The organism is Archangium primigenium (genome assembly GCF_016904885.1).
GTDB classification, from domain to species: Bacteria; Myxococcota; Myxococcia; order Myxococcales; family Myxococcaceae; genus Cystobacter; species Cystobacter primigenius.
The window spans coordinates 6,903,532-6,919,901 of record NZ_JADWYI010000001.1; the positions used below are offsets into that span (position 1 = coordinate 6,903,532).

Annotated in this window: 15 protein-coding genes; 7 read left to right on the top strand and 8 right to left on the bottom strand. The window is 70.5% G+C overall.

Annotated elements, in window-relative coordinates; all coding sequences use genetic code 11:
- Positions 1-28: 28 nt before the first annotated feature.
- A complete protein-coding gene (locus I3V78_RS28200) occupies positions 29-1,183 on the bottom strand; it encodes a serine/threonine-protein kinase (RefSeq protein ID WP_204491950.1) in 1,155 nt (384 codons plus the stop codon).
- A 297-nt stretch (positions 1,184-1,480) separates the two neighbouring features.
- Here I3V78_RS28200 and I3V78_RS28205 point away from each other — a divergent pair, with 297 nt between their 5' ends.
- The 5 genes from I3V78_RS28205 (at position 1,481) to I3V78_RS28225 (ending at position 6,437) form a co-directional block, all read left to right on the top strand.
- Positions 1,481-1,894 carry a helix-turn-helix transcriptional regulator gene (locus tag I3V78_RS28205; RefSeq protein ID WP_204491953.1) on the top strand — a complete coding sequence of 138 codons (414 nt, stop codon included), beginning with the start codon at positions 1,481-1,483 and terminating at the stop codon, positions 1,892-1,894.
- 87 nt (positions 1,895-1,981) lie between these two features.
- Positions 1,982-2,470: a cytochrome c-type biogenesis protein gene (locus tag I3V78_RS28210; RefSeq protein WP_204491956.1), complete on the top strand. Its 489-nt coding sequence runs from the start codon at positions 1,982-1,984 to the stop codon at positions 2,468-2,470.
- Positions 2,467-3,396, top strand: coding sequence for a tetratricopeptide repeat protein (locus I3V78_RS28215; protein ID WP_204491958.1), 930 nt, complete (start codon positions 2,467-2,469; stop codon positions 3,394-3,396). The genes I3V78_RS28210 and I3V78_RS28215 overlap by 4 nt, the downstream gene beginning before the upstream one ends.
- A gap of 10 nt (positions 3,397-3,406) precedes the next feature.
- The gene (locus I3V78_RS28220) at positions 3,407-4,516 is read left to right on the top strand and encodes a serine hydrolase (protein WP_204491960.1); all 1,110 of its coding nucleotides are present in this window, start codon (positions 3,407-3,409) and stop codon (positions 4,514-4,516) included.
- Positions 4,517-4,589: 73 nt separating this feature from the next.
- Entirely contained in the window at positions 4,590-6,437 is a 1,848-nt protein-coding gene (locus I3V78_RS28225) for a fibronectin type III domain-containing protein (protein ID WP_204491962.1), read from the top strand.
- A 10-nt stretch (positions 6,438-6,447) separates the two neighbouring features.
- Here the strand turns inward: I3V78_RS28225 and I3V78_RS28230 are convergent, their stop codons facing one another.
- The 4 genes from I3V78_RS28230 to I3V78_RS28245 are packed head-to-tail and all read right to left on the bottom strand — an operon-like array spanning position 6,448 to position 11,317.
- On the bottom strand, positions 6,448-7,431 hold the full coding sequence (locus I3V78_RS28230; RefSeq protein WP_204491964.1) for a hypothetical protein: 984 nt from the start codon (positions 7,429-7,431) through the stop codon (positions 6,448-6,450).
- Between the two features lie 35 nt (positions 7,432-7,466).
- On the bottom strand, positions 7,467-8,891 hold the full coding sequence (locus tag I3V78_RS28235; RefSeq protein ID WP_204491967.1) for an NADase-type glycan-binding domain-containing protein: 1,425 nt from the start codon (positions 8,889-8,891) through the stop codon (positions 7,467-7,469).
- A 49-nt stretch (positions 8,892-8,940) separates the two neighbouring features.
- Positions 8,941-10,350 carry an NADase-type glycan-binding domain-containing protein gene (locus tag I3V78_RS28240; RefSeq protein ID WP_204491969.1) on the bottom strand — a complete coding sequence of 470 codons (1,410 nt, stop codon included), beginning with the start codon at positions 10,348-10,350 and terminating at the stop codon, positions 8,941-8,943.
- Positions 10,351-10,378: 28 nt separating this feature from the next.
- Positions 10,379-11,317 carry an AraC family transcriptional regulator gene (locus I3V78_RS28245; RefSeq protein ID WP_204491971.1) on the bottom strand — a complete coding sequence of 313 codons (939 nt, stop codon included), beginning with the start codon at positions 11,315-11,317 and terminating at the stop codon, positions 10,379-10,381.
- A gap of 140 nt (positions 11,318-11,457) precedes the next feature.
- On the opposite strand from I3V78_RS28245, the gene I3V78_RS28250 reads away from it, so the two are divergent.
- Both I3V78_RS28250 and I3V78_RS28255 read left to right on the top strand, forming a co-directional pair.
- Positions 11,458-12,192 carry an SDR family NAD(P)-dependent oxidoreductase gene (locus tag I3V78_RS28250; protein ID WP_204491973.1) on the top strand — a complete coding sequence of 245 codons (735 nt, stop codon included), beginning with the start codon at positions 11,458-11,460 and terminating at the stop codon, positions 12,190-12,192.
- A gap of 37 nt (positions 12,193-12,229) precedes the next feature.
- Complete coding sequence (locus I3V78_RS28255) at positions 12,230-12,655, top strand: ester cyclase (protein ID WP_204491975.1); 426 nt, start codon at positions 12,230-12,232, stop codon at positions 12,653-12,655.
- Positions 12,656-12,712: 57 nt separating this feature from the next.
- Here I3V78_RS28255 and I3V78_RS28260 read toward each other — a convergent pair whose 3' ends face one another.
- From I3V78_RS28260 to I3V78_RS28270, 3 genes are all read right to left on the bottom strand, one after another.
- Complete coding sequence (locus I3V78_RS28260) at positions 12,713-13,924, bottom strand: GNAT family N-acetyltransferase (protein ID WP_204491978.1); 1,212 nt, start codon at positions 13,922-13,924, stop codon at positions 12,713-12,715.
- A 68-nt stretch (positions 13,925-13,992) separates the two neighbouring features.
- The gene (locus I3V78_RS28265) at positions 13,993-15,165 is read right to left on the bottom strand and encodes a DegT/DnrJ/EryC1/StrS family aminotransferase (RefSeq protein WP_204491981.1); all 1,173 of its coding nucleotides are present in this window, start codon (positions 15,163-15,165) and stop codon (positions 13,993-13,995) included.
- Positions 15,153-16,271 (bottom strand): GNAT family N-acetyltransferase, encoded by a 1,119-nt coding sequence (locus tag I3V78_RS28270; protein WP_204491983.1) that lies wholly within the window; start codon positions 16,269-16,271, stop codon positions 15,153-15,155. The genes I3V78_RS28265 and I3V78_RS28270 overlap by 13 nt, the downstream gene beginning before the upstream one ends.
- Positions 16,272-16,370 lie beyond the last annotated feature (99 nt).

Consider the following 16,370-nt stretch of genomic DNA (forward strand, 5'->3'; position numbering starts at 1 on the left):
CACGGCCCGAGCCCCCGGGCCAAGGGCCTCAGGCCCCCGAGGTCCCCTTGCCCGCCCCCCCCCGGCGCCCCTTCGCTCCACCCCTCCCCCGGCGAGCGGGGTCCACCGGCTCCTCCAGCTCCTCCAGGACGGAGTCCGTCAGGGCCGCCACCTCGGCGGCCAGGGCGGTGTGGCCGTAGCGCGGGCCCGAGCGCCACAGGTGCTCGCGCAGGGCCTCGGCCACCTCGGCGCCCGTGGCGAAGCGCGCCTCGCGCTGGGGCGCGAGCAGCCGGCGCACCACGGGCCGCAGGGGCTCGGCCACCCCGCCCAGCGCCGCCTCCACCCGCGCCGGGGTGAGCTCGCGCAGGCGCTTGAGCAGCTCCGCGGTGCGCGTGGCGCTCAGCTCCTCCAGCTCCGCCCGCCCCGACTCCCCGCGCCCCCGGAGCTGGCGGCCGAGCAGCTCCGCCTCGTGACGGGGGGCGGCGTCCAGGAGGTGCCGGCCGGTGAGCAGCTGCAGGAAGACGAGCCCCAGGGAGAACAGGTCCGAGCGGCCATCGAGCTGCTCGAGCTGGGCGCGCTCCGGCGAGCTGTAGGCCACGTTGCCCAGGTCGCTGTCGCCCTCGGTGGAGATGCGCCCCTCCAGGCGCGACCAGGCGGCCCCGAAGTCCGACAGCTTCACCTCGCCCCAGCGGCCCACGAGGATGGCCTGGGGCGTCACGTCCCGGTGCACCACCCCCAGGGGCCGCCCCTTCTCGTCCTGGAGCCCATGGGCGTAATGCAGCGCGTCAGCCACCTCGGCCGTCACGTGGCAGGCCAGGGCCTCGGAGAGGACCCGGCCCGAGCGCTCGGCGCGGCGCAGCACGTCGCCGAGGTACTGCCCCTCGATATAGTCCAGCACGAGCAGGGGCTCGGCGGCATCGCCCGCGAGCAGCTGCACGGAGACGATGTTGGGGTGGCGCAGGAGCCCCCCCAGGCGCGCCTCCTCCACCAGGCGCTGGTAGTCCTCCTGGCGCACCACGCGGTTGAGGCGCTTGAGCACCGTGAGCCCGCCACAGCCGCCCGGGTAGCGCTGCCGCGTGAGCAGCAGCTCTCCATGGTGGCCCTGCCCCAGCGAGCGCACGAGCTCGTAGCTCGCCAGTCCGGCCTCCAGCACCACGGCGGGGGCCCCCTTGGGGGCTGGATCGGGATGGGGCCGAGTCGACATGGGCGCTGCTCCTTAATGGAGGTGAGATGGAGGTGAGGGGATTCCGGGGGGCTCACCGAAGGGGGGTAGGCGAAAACAGACTCCAAAGGTAAACATGCGCCCCATGAACGACCAAGCCCGATTGACGCATCGCACGGGGCCATGGCGCGCATGCCCTGACCTCGAAAGTCGGGTCATGCTCACAGATGACTCTTGAAGTCACCCCTTTTCCGGCTATCTTAGAAGTCATGTGGGTCCGGACGCGGAGGTGCGGGCCCCGCGTTTTTCTCGACCGACCCTCCTGCAGGATCGCAAGGCATGACCCTCCCACGAGGACTGGCAACGACCATTGGGACCGCGGCCCGGGCGGCCCGGGTCCGAGCCAATCTCACCCAGGAAGACGTCGCCGAACGGGTGGGACTGGCGACCGAGGTGTACGGGCGCCTGGAGCGCGGCGGCATGCTGCCGAGCGTGCCCACCCTGCGCAAGCTCTCGGAAATCCTCCAGATTCCCTCGGACGTGCTGCTGGGGCTCACGCCGGCCCAGGAGAACTTCTGGGCGAAGGAGCCCCCGGCCCGGCCGGTGGAGGAGCCCGCGGAGATCCGCCGCCTGGTGCGCACGGTGAAACGGCTGGAGCCCGCCGAGTTCCGGCTCTTGAGCCTCATGGCCACCGGCCTCCTGCGGCTGAGACAGGCCCGGATGGGCCGGGCCTCGGCCCCGCCTCCCTCTTGAGCCGCCGGACAGGCGGCCCTGCCCGCCCGCTCCCTGGCTTTCCACTGGGCAACACCCGGTCCAGGACGATAGGTAGACGGGTCCCCCATGACCGCCGCCCTGCTCACGCTCACTCTCTTTCTCGCCACGGGCCAGTACGCGCCCCAACAGGCCGGAAGTGAACCCCTCGCGCCGCCCCTCGAGGCGCGCGTGCAAGTGCTCGGCAAGGAGCTGCGCTGCGCGGTGTGCCAGGGGCTGTCCGTCGCGGACAGCCCCTCGTCCATGGCGCGCGCCCAGCTCGACAAGATCCGGGAGCTGGTGACCGAGGGCAAGACGGACCAGGAGGTGCGCGACTATTTCGTGGCCCGCTACGGCGAGTGGGTGCTGCTGCAGCCCAAGGCCGACGGCTTCAACCTGTTCGTGTGGCTGGGCCCCGTGGCCCTGCTGCTCGGCGGCGCCTTCGTCATCTACCGGCAGGTGCACCGGCCCCCCGCGGCCACGCCCCCCGCCGCCCCTTCCGCGTCGGCCCCGGCCGACGCCTCCACCGAGCCGGTGGACCCCTATCTCGCGGCCGTGCGCCGGGAGCTGGATCAATGAACCCCGCCACCAACTGGACGCCTGGCCTCATCGTGCTCGCCGTGGGCTTCGTCGCCGCGGCCCTCTTCCTGCTCTCCCAGCGGCGCAAGGGCGCCGAGGCCGCGCCCCGCTCGGGCGCGCTCGACGACCTGGAGCGGCGCTACCAGTCGCTCATCGAGCAGCTCAAGGAGCTGGCCGCGGAGAAGCACACCCTGCCCGCCGAGCGCTACGAGGCCGAGCGCTCGCGGCTGGAGCGGGAGGCCGCCCTGGCCCTGCGCGCGCGGGACGAGCAGCTCAAGAAGGGCGCGGACGTGCCCGCGCCGGTGGCCAGGCCCCAGGCCCCGGGCTTCCTGCCGCCGCAGCTCAAGGGCGCGCTGTGGGGCGGTGGCACGGTGCTGTTCTTCGGCGTGCTGGGCTACACCCTGGTGTCCGAGCAGCACGCGCGCGGCGAGAACGAGGCCGCCACGGGCCGCACGCCCCCGGGCATGGCCGCCAATGGCCCGGCCGGTGCTCCGGCGGCGCCGTCCGGGGACTCGGAGCTGGAGCAGACCATGCAGCGGCTGCGCGACAACCCGGGGGACCTGGACGCCGCGTCGCTCTTGAGCCACGAGCTCATCCGGCGGCAGATGTACGAGGAGGCCGAGCGCGTCACCCTGCGGGGGCTCGCGGTGGACCCCTTCCACGTGGAGCTGCGCGTGCACCAGAGCGTGCTGCGGGCCGTGCGCGGCGACGAGGCCGGCGCGGAGGCGGAGCTGACGCGGCTGGCGGACACGTACCCGGACGCCCAGGAGGGCCTGCTCTTCATGGGCGCGCTGGCCATGAAGCAGGGCGACAAGGCCAAGGCCCTGGACGCCTTCGAGCGCTTCGCGGTGGAGGTGCCCAGCAACCTGCACCCGCCCCCGCTGCTCGCCGCCATCCAGCAGCTGCGCGGCGAGCTGGGCCGGTAGTCCCCGCCCCGTGTCCGCCCCACCCCTTCCGCTCGCGCTCTGCACCGTCCTGCTGCTGGGCACCGGGTGCGCCCCCTCGGCGCGCGCCCTGCTCGCCGACTACGCCCACCCGGACGAGCCCGGCGCCAGTGCCCTCGTGCTCCACGAGGGCCGCGTGGTCTTCACGCACGCCTCGGGCCTGGCGGACCTGCCCTCGCGCACCCCCGCCACACCCGACACCCAGTATCGGCTCGCCTCGCTCAGCAAGCAGTTCACCGCCCTGGCCGTGCTGCTGCTCGTCGAGGAGGGAAAGCTCGCCTACGAGGACCGTGTGGAGGACGTGCTCCCGGGTCTGCCGCCCGGCCTGCACGAGGTCCGGCTGCGGCACCTGCTCCAGCACACCTCGGGCCTCTGGGACTACGAGGCCTTCGTCCCGGCCACCCAGGCCGAACAGGTGAAGGACCGCGACGTGCCCGGGCTGCTCGCGCGCGCCCCGGGCACGTACTTCCCGCCCGGCACGGCGGTGCGCTACAGCAACTCGGGCTACGCGCTGCTCGCGCTCGTGGTGGAGCACGTGAGCGGCATGCCCTTCGCCCGCTTCCTGCACACGCGCGTCTTCGCGCCGCTCGGCATGCGCGACGCGGTGGCCCACGAGGAGGGCCAGGACACGGTGGCCCGGCGCGCCCACGGCTACGCGACCGACGCGGCCGGCGGCTTCGTCCCCCGGGATCAGAGCCCCACCAGCGCCGTGCTGGGGGACGGCGGCATCTACGCCTCCGTCACCGCGCTGGCCCTGTGGCACCGCGCCCTGGAGGCCCACACCCTCGTGAGCGCCGACACCCAGCGCCTCGCCTGGAGCGCCACGCCCCTGCCCGATGGCTCCCGCTCCCCCTACGGCTTCGGCTGGTTCGTGGACGAGGACGAGGGCCGCCCGCGCTTGACGCACCACGGCGAGACCTGTGGCTTCACCAACGCCGTGGTGAAGTACCCGGCCGAGCGCCTCACGGTCATCGTCCTGACCAACCGCGCCGGGGGCGAGCCCTGGCGCGTCGCGCAACGGCTCGCGGACCGGTGGCTCCCCCCGAAGGCGCCCGCCGAGCAGCGCCCCTGGCCCTTCGAGTCCCTGCCCAATGCCCGCTAGAGCGGTTCCCGGGGATTAACCCGAAAAAAAGGCCCCCTGCCTCCTACTCGGACTCACACCGAGGAGCATGGGAATGCACGTCTCCCCCCGAAACCACCCCGCCCGTTCCGGGCTCTTGCTGGCCATCGCCGTCCTGGTCATGGGGCTCGTGCCCGCCCTGGCCGAGGCCGCCAACCGGGGCGCCTGGGCGCCCAACGTCGCCTACGCCCAGAGCGACACGGTGACGTACTCGAGCAAGGGCTACACCTGCCGTCAGGCGCACACGTCGCTCACGGGCTGGGAGCCGCCCAACGTCCCCGCCCTGTGGGAGGCCGGTGCCTCGCAGCCCCAGGACACCCAGGCCCCCAGCGCGCCCTCGGGCGTGGGCGCCTCGGCCAAGACGAGCAGCAGCGTGACGCTCACCTGGACGGCCTCCACGGACAACGTGGGCGTGACGGGCTACGAGGTGTTCTCGGGCGGCTCCGCGGCCGTGGCGAGCACCACCGGCGCCACCAGCGTGACGGTGAGCGGGCTCAGCGCCAACACGACCTACACCTTCACGGTGAAGGCGCGCGACGCGGCGGGCAACCGCTCCACGGCGAGCAGCGCGTTCAGCACCACCACGTCGCCGCAGAGCACCGACACCCAGGCGCCCACCGCCCCCTCGGGCCTCAAGAGCACGGGCGTGACGAGCAGCAGCGTGTCGCTCAGCTGGACGGCCTCCACGGACAACGTGGGCGTGGTGCGCTACGAGGTCTTCGCGGGCACCACCACCTTCGTGGCCACCAGCACCACGACGAGCGCCACGGTGGCCGGGCTGCAGGCCGACACGGCGTACACCTTCGCGGTCCAGGCGGTCGACGCGGCGGGCAACCGCTCCGCGATGAGCGGCGCCGTGAGCGCGCGCACGGACAAGGGCAGCACCAGCGGCGGGGACGTGCCGAGCAAGATCCTCGTGGGCTACTGGCACAACTTCGACAACGGCTCGGGCTTCATCCGCCTGCGCAACGTGTCCACCAAGTGGGACGTCATCAACGTGTCCTTCGCCGAGCCCACGAGCCCCACGGGCGGCACCGTCGCCTTCACGCCCTACGGCACCTCGGTGGCGGACTTCAAGTCGGACGTGGCCTACCTCAAGGGCCTGGGCAAGAAGGTCATCATCTCCATCGGCGGCGCCAACGGCCAGGTGCGCCTGGAGACCACGGCGGCGCGCGATGCCTTCGTGAGCTCCATGACGTCCATCATCCAGACGTACGGCTTCGACGGCATGGACATCGACTTCGAGGGCCACTCGCTGTCGCTCAACGCCGGGGACGCGGACATCAAGAACCCGAAGACGCCCGTGGTGGTGAACCTCATCGCCGCCATCCGCTCGCTGCGCAACAACTTCGGCACGAAGTTCATGCTCACCATGGCGCCCGAGACGTTCTTCGTGCAGCTGGGCTACCAGTTCTACGGCGGCAGCTGCTCGGGCTGTGACAACCGCGCCGGCGCCTACCTGCCCGTGCTCTACGCCACGCGCGACATCCTCAACTGGCTGCAGGTGCAGGACTACAACTCGGGCCCGATCATGGGCCTGGACGACCAGTACCACAACATGGGCACCGCGGACTTCCACGTGGCCATGACGGACATGCTGCTCACGGGCTTCCCCGTGGCGCGCAACGCCTCCAACTTCTTCCCCGCGCTGCGCCCGGACCAGGTCGTCATCGGCCTGCCCGCCAACGGCAACGCGGGCGGCGGCTACACCACCCCCGCCGAGGTGCAGAAGGCCGTCAACGCGCTCGTCAAGGGCACGTCCATCGGCAGCTACACCGTGCGCAGCAACGTGACCAACAACAAGAGCTTCCGTGGCCTCATGTCCTGGTCGGTGAACTGGGATGCCTTCGCCAACTTCGAGTTCACCAACAACCACCGGCCCTACCTGGACTCGCTGAAGTAAGGCGCCGGACTCACGGCACCCGCTCGGTGGCCAGCTCCACCGAGGGGGTGTCGCCCCGGGCGTAGTGGTAGGTGACGCGCACGCGCCGGGTGCCCTTCGGCAGGGGCACCCGGACGGGCACCCCGGGCTGAAGGGACGTGTTGGCCGTGCGCTTCAACGTCACCTCGCCCGCCTCCGTGGGCGTGAGCGCGAATGTCTGACCGAAGCGCGCCACGGACGTGTCATCCGCCCAGAGCACCAGGTGGCGGAACACGTCCCCGGTGGGAAACGCATGGCCCACGCCCCGCGACTCCACCACCGCCACCCACCGGCCCCGCTCGCGCTCCACGTGCACGCTCAGCGCGCCGCGCAGGTACTCCAAGTCATACGCGCCTCGGAAGGTGTGGGCCTTGTCCGGCATGTGGCACTGCTGGCACGTGCGCGTCCCTCCGCCCGCGCGCCAGGCGCTCCATTCACTGAAGGTCGTCTGCAGCCGCTCGTCGTTGAGCACCGTGCGGCCGTCCACCACATCGTGGCCCAGGAACTCGTGGCACCCCGCGCAGAACGACGCCTCGCGCAGCCGGGGCTCGTGCCGCACCGGGTGTGCATCCGAGACCACACCCGCGTGGGGTGACAGCACCGCGCCCTCTCGCAGGTGGCACGTCGCACAGGTGATGCCCTCGTGCGCGAGCGACTCCCGGGGCACGGACGCGAGCGACCGCTCACGCACCACCCGCCGCCGCCCTCGCAGGAGCGCCTGGGACTGCTCCTCGCTGGGGGCGTGGCAGTACACACACCGCGCATGGGGCTCGGTGGCGAAGCCCTCCAGGAAGAGCGGGTTGTCGAAGCTCGCCCGGTGGTGGGACTGGTTCCAGGCCGTGTGCTGTTTGGTGTGACAGGCCTCGCACGTCTCGGCGGAGACCTGGGGGATGCGAACGGGCTCCAGGAAGTCCCCGAAGCCCCACGGCCCATCCGCCGCCGCCCCCGGGGCGGCGAGCACGAGGAGGCCCAGCACCAGGGCACGAGGCGTTCGCGGGGGGCCTCGACGGCTCAGGAGCGCGTCCCGGCCGTGAGCGTCTTGCGCTGCGAGAAGGTGCCCACGAACTCCGCCGGGGTCTCCTCCTCCGCGCCCTCCTGCTCCTTCATGGACTGGAGCTCCAGCCGGGACAGCTTTCCGTCCGTGTAGGTGGGCCGCACCACGTTCACGGCGGACTCACCGCCGATGAATTCGGAGTCGGCCTTCAGGGCGCTCTGGGACACCAGGCGCGAGAGCCGCCCCTGCTCGTAGAGCGCCAGCACGTGTGTGGTGGTGGTGATCGTCGAGCGATCGGAGATGACCGACTTGAAGGTGAAGTAGACCTTCTTCGGCTCGGCGGTCGTGCCCTCCAGCAGGAGCACGTTCGAGCGCGCCTCCTTCTCGTACTCGTCCACGGTGTTCTTGAGCACCAGGCCTCCGGGGCCCGGGGCCTCGAAGAACGAGCCCGCGGTCAGGTGCAGGGCCTCGCGCACGGGCGGCTCCACGGAGAAGTTCTCCGGCAGGACGACGCGCTCCTTGCGCGAGACCGCGTACCACGTGCCCAGTTGTCTGGCGGACCCGGCCCGCACCATCGCCTCGAGCTCCCGCAGGAGCGCCTGGTCCTCCGTGGACACGCTGGCGGGCAGTTTCCCCGCGCGCACCGCGTCCAGGAGGGGCACGTAGTCCTTGTTCTTCTTGAGCGCCTTGTCCCCGAGGATCAGGGCATCGGCCTCGGTCCGCTGGGCCTTCGGAGGCAGCACGTAGCGCAAGGAGATCTCCTCCTGAGGATCGTACGCCTCCTCGAAGTGGGTGGAGGCGTAGGGGTAGTCCTTGGGCAGGGAGGCGTAATACTTCGCATCCGCCACACGCGCTTTCTTCCAGTCCAGCAGGGCCTTGCGTTTGGCCTGTTCCGCCGGAGCGTTGTACTTCACGTCGCTGTCCACGAAGACGCGCACGTCGGAGATGCACGTGTCGCGGTACTTCGAGCCCGGGTGCACACTGTGGACGGAGAGCACCACCTCGCTGACGCCGCCCTTCACCGGGATGTCGACGGACTGCGGCCCCATCTTCTTCTCCAGCATCAATTGCTGGCTGGCGGAGGGCGTGCCCCCCGGGCCTCGCACGGTGACGAAGAGCTGCTTGGGCGCGGCATTGGCCGCCAGGAGGGCCGGGGACTTCTGATAGCCATTGAAGATGACCAACCGCACCGCGCGCGCCGAGGCCAGCGACGAGAGCGGAATCGTCAGCGACTCGCCCACGCCATCGCCGTCGGCGCCTTCCACCCAGGCCGTCTTGGGGTCATCGTCCAGCACGTAACTGGGGTGGTAGTTCTCCTGGTACTTGTTCCAGTTGTTGCGCAGGAAGCTGGTGGCGCTGGCCTCGGCGGAATACAGCCGGGGCCAGGGCTCGGCGGCCTGGGCCAGGCACGGCAGGAACACGGACAGGAGGGCGAGTCGCATGGGGATGCGACTCTAGGCCATTCCACCGGGGAATCGCAGGTGGGGGGACTCAGGACTCCGACACGGCCTGGAGTGTGACCTGATGCTGGTAGAGGCCCGCTTGCGGCAGGACGAAGGCCTTGTGGTCCTCCACTTCCTCCACGGTCTGCGTGGACAGTCGGGTCAGCTTGCCCTCGCGCCAGGTGGGCACGGACACGCTCACCTGGAAGAGCGGACCGCTTTCTCCATCGTCCTCCGTCATCTCCATCGACACGAGCCGCGACAAACGTCCCGCCTCGTAGAGCGCGAGCACCTGCGTGGTCGTCGTGGTCGTCGAGCGCTCGGTGATGGTGGTCGTGGCGGTGAAGAAGACCTTCTTCACGTCCGAGGCCGTGCCCTCGAGCAGCAAGAGGTTCGTGCGGCCCTCCCCGAGCTCGTAATAGTCCACGGCCCGCGTCTTGAGCGTCAGGGGGCCGGGCCCCTGGGCCTCGAAGAGCGAGCCCTCGGCGAGTTGAAGCGCGTCCCGCACGGAGCCCGCCACGGAGAAGTTCTCGGGTGGCACGATGCGCTTCTTGAAGGACAGCGCGTACCACGACCCCTTCTGCTCCGAGGGTGTGCTCGCGAGTGTCTCCAGTTCCTGGATCAGGGCCCAGTCCGTCGGGGACAGGCCGCCCGCGGGGGCATCCGCGCTCAGCAGCGTCCGGAGCGGAACGAAGTCCTTGTTCGGCTTCAAGGACGCATCGTCGACCTCGACCTCCTCGGCCGTCTTGCCGGGAGGCAACACGTAGCGCGGGGAGAGAATCTTCCGCGCGGAGGTCTTCTCGAAGTGGGTGGAGGCGTAGGGGTAGTCCTTGGGCAAGGAGGCGTAGTACTTCGCATCCGCCACGCGCGCCTTCTTCCAGCCCAGCAAGGCCTTGCGTTTGCCCTGCTCCGCCGAGGCGTTGTACTTCACGTCACTGTCCACGAAGACCCGCACGTCGGAGATGCACGTGTCGCGGTATTTGGAACCCGGGTGCACGCTGTCGAGGGTGAGCACCACCTCGGACACTCCGCCCTTCACCGGGATGTCGAAGGACTGCGGCCCCATCTGCTTCTCCAGCGTCAGCTGCTGACGGGCGGAGGGGGTGCCCGCCGGGCCCTTCACGGTGACGGTGAGCTGCTTGGGCGCGGCATTGGCCGCCAGGAGGGCCGGGGACTTCTGGTAGCCATTGAAGATGACCAGCCGCACCGCGCGGGCCGAGGCCAGCGACGAGAGCGGAATCGTCAGCGACTCGCCCACGCCATCGCCCTCGGCGCCCTCCACCCAGGCCGTCTTGGGGTCGTCGTCCAACACATAACTGGGGTGGTAGTTCTCCTGGTACGTGTTCCAGTTGTTGCGCAGGAAGCTGGTGGCGCTGGCCTCGGCGGAATACAGCCGGGGCCAGGGCTCGGCGGCCTGGGCCAACCACGGCACCAGGATCAACAGCAGGAGCGGTCTCATGCCTCCCACTCTACGCCCTACCGGCCGCTCAAGCCGGCGGGGGCTGGAACTTCCGGCGCCATACGCCGGGCGAGACACCGGACCACTGGCGAAACGCATGGCTGAACGAGGCCTCCGACGCGTAGCCCGTCAGCTGCGAAGCCTTCGCGAGCGTTGAGCCCTCGCGCAGCAGCATCGCGGCCTTCTGCATGCGCAGACGCGTCAGGTAGCCGAGCGGGGGCTCGCCGACGAGCTGCGTGAAGCGCGCCGCGAAGACCGAGCGCGAGAGTCCGACCTCCTTGGCGAGCGAGGCCACGGTCCAGGGCTCCTCGGCGCGATGGTGCATCGCGCCGAGCGCCGCCGCCGTGCTCGGATCGCGCAGGGCGCCGAGAAAGCCACCGCCGTCGTCGGGGACGCGCGCGAGATACGCGCGGAGGATCTGGATGAAGATGACGTCCGCCATCCGCAGCAGGACGATCTCGGAGCCGGGTCGGTCCGTCTCGACCTCGCGGGTGATGAACTGGATGTTCTCGAAGAACGACGGCCCCCCCTGCTCCGCTTCGGGCGTCATCCGGATGACCGGCGGCAGCACGGCGAGGATCTGCCGCGCGAGCGGATCATCGAGCACGAACGCGCCCGTGATGAAGCTCGTCTCCGGACCCTTCGCTCCGACTTCGAGGTGCATGACGGCACTGCGCGAGCCGCATCGCGCGACGTCCTCGACGCGCGCGGGGACGCTGCGGGGATGATCGCGCAGCACCTGCGCGTGGCCGAGCGGCAGGACCGCGAGATCCCCGCCGGAGAGCGCGACGCATGACGCGTCCGTATCGTCGACACTGAGCCACGCGCTGCCGCGGATGACGTAGTGGAAGCGGACGCAGCCCTGGCTCTCCCCGAACGCCAATCCCCACGGTGCGCGTCCGACCGTGAACGCCCAACAGGTTTGCTGCAGACGAACCGGGGCGAGAACCGCGCTCAGGGCATCCATCGAGGAGCAACGTAGCCAACCCGAGCCCCCGTCTCCAAGCGGCTCGGACGATTTCGTAATTCTCCCGGACGCCTTCGCATTGTTCGTACGGGTCGCGGGCCCCATCTAGGACGTGTCGTTCCCAACAAAGGGTGCATGACATGAACAGACTGAATGGAAAGACCGCCGTGATCACCGGTGGCGCGACGGGCATCGGCCTCGCCGCGGCGAAGCGCTTCATCCAGGAGGGCGCCTTCGTCTTCATCTTCGGCCGTCGGCAGGACGCACTCGACGCCGCCGTGGCCGAGCTCGGGCCCAAGGCCCGCGCGGTGAAGGGCTCGGTCTCCAACCTGGCCGACCTCGATCGACTCTACGCGGCGGTGAAGGCCGAGCGCGGAACGCTCGACATCGTCTTCGCCAATGCCGGGGCGGGCAGCCCCCTCGCGCTCGGCAAGCTCACCGTCGAGCACGTGGACGAAACCTTCGACACCAACGTGAAGGGGACGATCTTCACGGTCCAGAAGGCGCTGCCGCTGATGGGCGCGGGCGGTTCGATCATCCTGACCGGCTCGAGCGCCGGCACCACGGGCGCCCCGGCCTTCAGCGCCTACAGCGCGAGCAAGGCGGCGGTGCGCAACCTCGCCCGGACCTGGGCGGAGGACCTCAAGGGCACCGGCATCCGGGTCAACGTGCTGTCGCCCGGCTCGACGGCGACCGAACTCGCGAAGGAAGCGCTGGGCGAGGAGGGCCTGAAGGCCTTCGCCTCGATGAATCCGCTCCAGCGCATGGCCGATCCGGCGGAGATCGGGGCGGCGGCGGCCTTCCTCGCGTCGCCGGACAGCAGCTTCATGACCGCCAGCGAGGTCGCCGTTGACGGCGGTCTCGCGCAAATCTGACGCAACAGACAGTGAACGACGACAGGAGGGATTCAAGATGACCCGAAATGAAGAGATCATCCGGGGGCTTTACGCCGCCGCGGAAGGGCCGGGATTGGACGCTGAGAAGTTCGTCTCCCTGTTTTCCGAGCAGGGCTACATGCAGGACATGGCGACGGGCCTGAAGTTCCGCGGCAAGGCGTTGGGTGATGCCATCGTCGGCATCACCCAGACGTTCCCCGATCTTCACCGTGAATTGTTTGCCATTGACGTCGCGGAGGACGTCGTGGTGGTCGAGCTCGCCATCCGAGGAACGCACACGGGCGAGCTGGCCCTTCCGTCTGGCACCCTGGCCCCCACCGGGAAGGCGATCGACGTCCCGACGTGCGATGTCTTCCGCCTCGAAAACGGAAAGGTCACCGCCTTCCACTGCTACAACGAGGCGTCCGTCATGCAGCGGCAACTGGGCATCGGTTCCGACTGAGCCACCGATATCACCCTGTGAACCGCGCCCCCTGGCAGCAGAGGGCGCGGCTCGTGCCTACCCGCGGATCGCGGACAGCCGGCGCCGGAAGCGGCGCACGCGCTCCACCGCGTTCTGGGGCAGCAGCTTCTTGGTCACCTCGCGCGCCTGGCGCATGCCCTCCTCGTGGCGCACGAACCACTTCCCCGCCCCGCCCGGCGCGAGCACCCGCAGGGACACGGTGTGGCGCTGCTTCGTCGTCCAGTCGGCCTTGTAGCTCTCCGTGCCGCGCAGGAAGTCGTACTCGGTGAGCCCCGACTCCAGCGCATCCCGGAACGTCTCGCCCACGAGCACCAGGCCCACGCTGCGGTTGCGCCACTCCGGGTCATACCCGGACTGGAAGTAGATGAAGGAGCTGCCGTGGACGATGCCATACACCGAGGCCACCGCCTGGCCGCCCACCTTCATGGTGTAGATGCGCAACTGGCCGCGCTCGGCGAGCAATTGTGTGGCGTCCCGGTGGAAGGACTCGACGCCCCGGCCGCGAATGCCCTGCGAGCCGCCATCCGAGGCCCACCGCGAGGCGTGCAGCCGGAAGAAGTCCGTGAGCGGCCCGGCGAGCGCGCCCGGCAGCTCCGCTTTCTCGATGCAATAGCCCTCCTGCTTCTCCAGCCACTTCTTGCGCCGCAGGTAGTTGTCACGCCGGCTCGTGCGCTTGAGGAAGTCGTCGAAGGACTCGCCCTTGCCCAGGGTCTCGTACGGGCACACGTAGCGCTCGGTGAGCCGCGAGGCGACGCCGTACGTGTCGAACACCTCGCGCAGCACCCGCACCGTCACCGAGTCCTCGCGCAGGTCGGTGAGATCCAGCACGTCCCACTGGTCGCGCAGCTCCCACAGGGACTCGGCGAACAGGCGCGCCATCTCCTCCTCGTGACCGCGCCGCGCCACCACGTCCAGGTAGTCGCTGCCCACGTGCGTCTCGCCCAGGAAGGCGAGCCGCCGCACCGCGCGGCCCCACACCCGCCGCTGCTCGAAGCCCAGCGGCAGGAGCCCCATGAGGCGGCCCACCCGGTCGCGCGCCAGCATCACGAAGGGCTGGCGATCCGCGCCGATGCGCCGGCACCACGGGTAGAGCCATTCCCAGGCGTTGAAGGGCCCCGACCGGCTGTCGTCGATGAGCCCGTTCCACTCGTCGCGCAGGCGCGCGAGCTGGGACAAGTCCCGCACGGTGCTCACCTCGAGCCAGCGAGAGGGCGTGGGCGTGGGCGTCAGTTCCGCTTCGCGAATCACGGTGTGTACCTCGTGTCTTGGAATGGCACCGCCCCCCCGCGCCTGGGCACGGGGGGCGGGGGTATTGCCTAACCCGCGTGCTTCTTCTCGGCCGGCTCCCGCGTGAGCGCGCCGCGCACCACGTTGGCCACGTCCGCCATGACCTCGGGCGTCAAGTCCTGGTGGCAGGGCACCTCCACGATGGTGCGCCGCAGCTTGGCCACCTCCGGGAAGGCCGAGGCGTCACACGCCGGGTGGAAGTGCTTCCAGAAGTCGATGGCCTCGATGCCCCGGGCGCGCAGCCGCTCGAGCACCTCTTCCTTGTGGTCCGTCACCACCGGGTAGAAGAGCGGGCAGACGCCCGCGGGCAGCTGGTTGAAGAGCGGCGCGGACACGTCGCGCAGCCGGCCGAGCAGGAAGAAGTAGTTGCGCCGACGGCGCTCGACCACGGCCTCCAGGTCCTGCGCCCGGGCGATGCGGTGGGCGAAGGGGCTCATGCCCAGGTCCACGTGCCGCCGGTCGAAGTGCTGGGTGCCGGTGGCCACGCGCTGGATGTCCGCGGCCTTCACCGCGCCCTTGCCCAGACCGCGCACGAAGCCGCGCGCGCTCCGGCCGAACGCGCCCCCGCGCAGCTCCAGGTTCTGCAGGAGCGAGGACACGGTGTGGCTGAAGGTGGAGGAGCTCGGCGGCTGGGGCGGCTCGGGCAGGCTGTACTGGCGCGCGCCGTTGACGGTGAGCGCGCCGCCGTGCGGCATGGGCAGCGTCTTGTAGAGGCAGAAGATGCCGATGTCACCCGTGCTGCCCAGCGGCACCGAGCCGTCCGCGCTCAAGAGCGACAGGGCGCAGTCCTCGATGAGCGGCAGGCCGTGCTTGTCGGCGATGCGGCGCATCTCGTCCACGGGGCCGGGAAAGCCCGCGTAGTGGATGAGGTAGAGGGCCTTGGTCTTGGGGCCGATCTTGCGCTCCACGTCCTCCAGGTCCACGTCCCAGCGGCTGCCCACGCGGTAGAAGCGCGGAGTGGCGCCGGCGTCCACCACGGCCTCCACCTCCACGCCGTGGTGGTAGGCGGGCATGAGCACCTCGCCCGCGTCCAGACCCAGCATCTTCACCGTGGTCCAGATGGCGTTGCGGGCGAAGTAGAAGTAGCGCACGTTGGCGGCGCTGAACGGCATGAAGCCGCGGGGCGGCATCTGGTTGACGAGCATGCCCGGCCACAGCGTGGGCAGGGCGGGAACGAACAACTTGTCCTTCAGCGTTTCCATCGCGCCATCACCTCTCGGGCCGCCGGGGCCCAGCGGAACTTGGCCGCGCACAGCGCGCGGCCGAACGTGGTGTCATTGAAGACGTAGAGCCAGGTGTGGCGGCGCACGTGGTCCGTCCAGTCGCGCTTCCACACCATGTCCGGCCCCAGGAAGTCGAACTCGCGCAGGCCGCGCGTCATGCAGTCGCGCAGCACGTCCTCCATGAGGAGCTGGCCCGGGCTGCAGTCTCCCAGCGTCTCGTCGTAGCCGGGCTTGAGCAGGAAGTAGCGCCCGCCGTACTCCAGCGCGTACTGGAAGGCCACCGCGCGCCCGTCCAGCCGCAGGTAGTAGAGCGCGAGCCGGCCCTTGTACGCCGCGTCGCGCGCCAGCTCCGCGTAGAAGGCCCGCGTGCGCGTGTCCTGCGCCATGGCGGTGCCCCGCTGACCCTTCCAGCCGCTGGCCTCCAGGGCGAAGCCCTCGTCCAGCTTGGCCTCCAGGTCGAGCCCGCCCTCCACGCGCTCCACCGTCACCTGGCCCTTCTCCTCCAGCTTGCGGCGGCGACGACGGCAGTTGGCCTTGAACTTGGACGGCAGTCCCGCCTGGAACGCCTCCCAGGAAGCGGCGAGCGGGATGTAGGGCGACTGGAGCGACTCCCACGTGCCCGTGGGGAAGCCCGCGGCCGTGGCCTGGTCGTACAGGCGCCAGCCCGCGCCGCCCTCGGGCACGTCCGTGAGCTTGAGCACGTCCCAGCCGCGGTCCGCGCGCAGGTGGGCGAGGAACGCGGCCGCGGCCTCCTCGGGCTCGCGGGCGATGAGATCGAAGCGGCAGGAGTGCGGGTTGGCCGTGGCGCCGAGCTGGCGCGCGGGCACCCCGTAGAGCGAGGCGCGCTCGGCCATGAGCGGGAGCGCCGCGCTCAGGCGGCCCTCCGCGTCGCGCAGCGTCAGCACGCGCAGGCGCGCCTCGGGGGCGAAGTCATCCACCCAGATGCGGAAGAACTCGTGCCGGTAGAAGGGCTCGTCGGCCGTGGCCTCGACCAGGGCGTTCCACTCCGGCTCCAGGGCCATGAAGGTGCTGCGATCCGTCACCTCGACGACACGAGGCGCGGGGCTGAGCTGTCTGGCTTCCATGGGTGTGTCCGACTCCTGACGCCACGGTGCCCGAGGGCCCCGTGTGCGGCGCAAGTTGGTAACGGCCCGGGAGGCTCACAAGCCGATCCGGGCGTTTTC

What these genes read in the sequence shown, in the direction of transcription:
- I3V78_RS28200 (WP_204491950.1), bottom strand. Translation starts at nt 1,183, where the DNA reads ATGTCGACTCGGCCCCATCCCGATCCAGCCCCCAAGGGGGCCCCCGCC.
- I3V78_RS28205 (WP_204491953.1), top strand. Translation starts at nt 1,481, where the DNA reads ATGACCCTCCCACGAGGACTGGCAACGACCATTGGGACCGCGGCCCGG.
- I3V78_RS28210 (WP_204491956.1), top strand. Translation starts at nt 1,982, where the DNA reads ATGACCGCCGCCCTGCTCACGCTCACTCTCTTTCTCGCCACGGGCCAG.
- I3V78_RS28215 (WP_204491958.1), top strand. Translation starts at nt 2,467, where the DNA reads ATGAACCCCGCCACCAACTGGACGCCTGGCCTCATCGTGCTCGCCGTG.
- I3V78_RS28225 (WP_204491962.1), top strand. Translation starts at nt 4,590, where the DNA reads ATGCACGTCTCCCCCCGAAACCACCCCGCCCGTTCCGGGCTCTTGCTG.
- I3V78_RS28235 (WP_204491967.1), bottom strand. Translation starts at nt 8,891, where the DNA reads ATGCGACTCGCCCTCCTGTCCGTGTTCCTGCCGTGCCTGGCCCAGGCC.
- I3V78_RS28240 (WP_204491969.1), bottom strand. Translation starts at nt 10,350, where the DNA reads ATGAGACCGCTCCTGCTGTTGATCCTGGTGCCGTGGTTGGCCCAGGCC.
- I3V78_RS28245 (WP_204491971.1), bottom strand. Translation starts at nt 11,317, where the DNA reads ATGGATGCCCTGAGCGCGGTTCTCGCCCCGGTTCGTCTGCAGCAAACC.
- I3V78_RS28250 (WP_204491973.1), top strand. Translation starts at nt 11,458, where the DNA reads ATGAACAGACTGAATGGAAAGACCGCCGTGATCACCGGTGGCGCGACG.
- I3V78_RS28255 (WP_204491975.1), top strand. Translation starts at nt 12,230, where the DNA reads ATGACCCGAAATGAAGAGATCATCCGGGGGCTTTACGCCGCCGCGGAA.
- I3V78_RS28265 (WP_204491981.1), bottom strand. Translation starts at nt 15,165, where the DNA reads ATGGAAACGCTGAAGGACAAGTTGTTCGTTCCCGCCCTGCCCACGCTG.
- I3V78_RS28270 (WP_204491983.1), bottom strand. Translation starts at nt 16,271, where the DNA reads ATGGAAGCCAGACAGCTCAGCCCCGCGCCTCGTGTCGTCGAGGTGACG.